The following is an 843-nucleotide window of genomic DNA, read 5'->3' on the forward strand; positions in this document are numbered from 1 at the left end:
GTGGAGCCTAGCGGGATCGAACCGCTGACCTCCTGCGTGCAAGGCAGGCGCTCTCCCAGCTGAGCTAAGGCCCCATAAAAGATGGTCGGGAAGACAGGATTCGAACCTGCGACCCCTTGGTCCCAAACCAAGTGCTCTACCAAGCTGAGCTACTTCCCGATCTTAATGGCGCGCCCGAGAGGAGTCGAACCCCTAACCTTTTGATCCGTAGTCAAACGCTCTATCCAATTGAGCTACGGGCGCTTATTTATAATGCCGAGGGCCGGACTTGAACCGGCACGGTAGTCACCTACCGCAGGATTTTAAGTCCTGTGTGTCTGCCAATTCCACCACCCCGGCGTGGATGGTATAAGCGGAAGACGGGATTCGAACCCGCGACCCCCACCTTGGCAAGGTGGTGTTCTACCACTGAACTACTTCCGCATTACAGGATTTCTTTATTTTATTTGGCAATGCGGGTGAAGGGACTTGAACCCCCACGTCATAAAGACACTAGATCCTAAGTCTAGCGCGTCTGCCAATTCCGCCACACCCGCATGAAACATGGTGAGCCATGAAGGACTCGAACCTTCGACCCTCTGATTAAAAGTCAGATGCTCTACCAACTGAGCTAATGGCTCGCTTTAAAAGCGACTTGTCTATCTTACCATATGAAAGTGGTGCCGGCAAGAGGACTTGAACCCCCAACCTACTGATTACAAGTCAGTTGCTCTACCAGTTGAGCTACACCGGCTTTATCTATCCTAACATTATGTAAGAATAAATATGGTGGAGGATGACGGGCTCGAACCGCCGACCCTCTGCTTGTAAGGCAGATGCTCTCCCAGCTGAGCTAATCCTCCA

At 52.1% G+C, this 843-nt stretch carries 9 tRNA genes; all 9 read right to left on the minus strand.

Annotation, left to right across the window (positions count from 1 at the left end):
* Nucleotide 1 precedes the first annotated feature (1 nt).
* Nucleotides 2–74: transfer RNA gene (locus OIT90_RS19225), tRNA-Ala, on the minus strand.
* Nucleotides 75–82: 8 nt separating this feature from the next.
* A tRNA-Pro gene (locus tag OIT90_RS19230) sits at nucleotides 83–159 on the minus strand.
* A 7-nt stretch (nucleotides 160–166) separates the two neighbouring features.
* Nucleotides 167–243 (minus strand) — tRNA-Arg (locus OIT90_RS19235).
* 10 nt (nucleotides 244–253) lie between these two features.
* Nucleotides 254–339 (minus strand) — tRNA-Leu (locus OIT90_RS19240).
* 12 nt (nucleotides 340–351) lie between these two features.
* A tRNA-Gly gene (locus OIT90_RS19245) sits at nucleotides 352–423 on the minus strand.
* A 30-nt stretch (nucleotides 424–453) separates the two neighbouring features.
* Nucleotides 454–536 (minus strand) — tRNA-Leu (locus tag OIT90_RS19250).
* Nucleotides 537–544: 8 nt separating this feature from the next.
* Nucleotides 545–620: transfer RNA gene (locus OIT90_RS19255), tRNA-Lys, on the minus strand.
* A 37-nt stretch (nucleotides 621–657) separates the two neighbouring features.
* A tRNA-Thr gene (locus OIT90_RS19260) sits at nucleotides 658–733 on the minus strand.
* Nucleotides 734–766: 33 nt separating this feature from the next.
* Nucleotides 767–842 (minus strand) — tRNA-Val (locus OIT90_RS19265).
* Nucleotide 843 lies beyond the last annotated feature (1 nt).

Source organism: Bacillus sp. ABR (genome assembly GCF_056172715.1).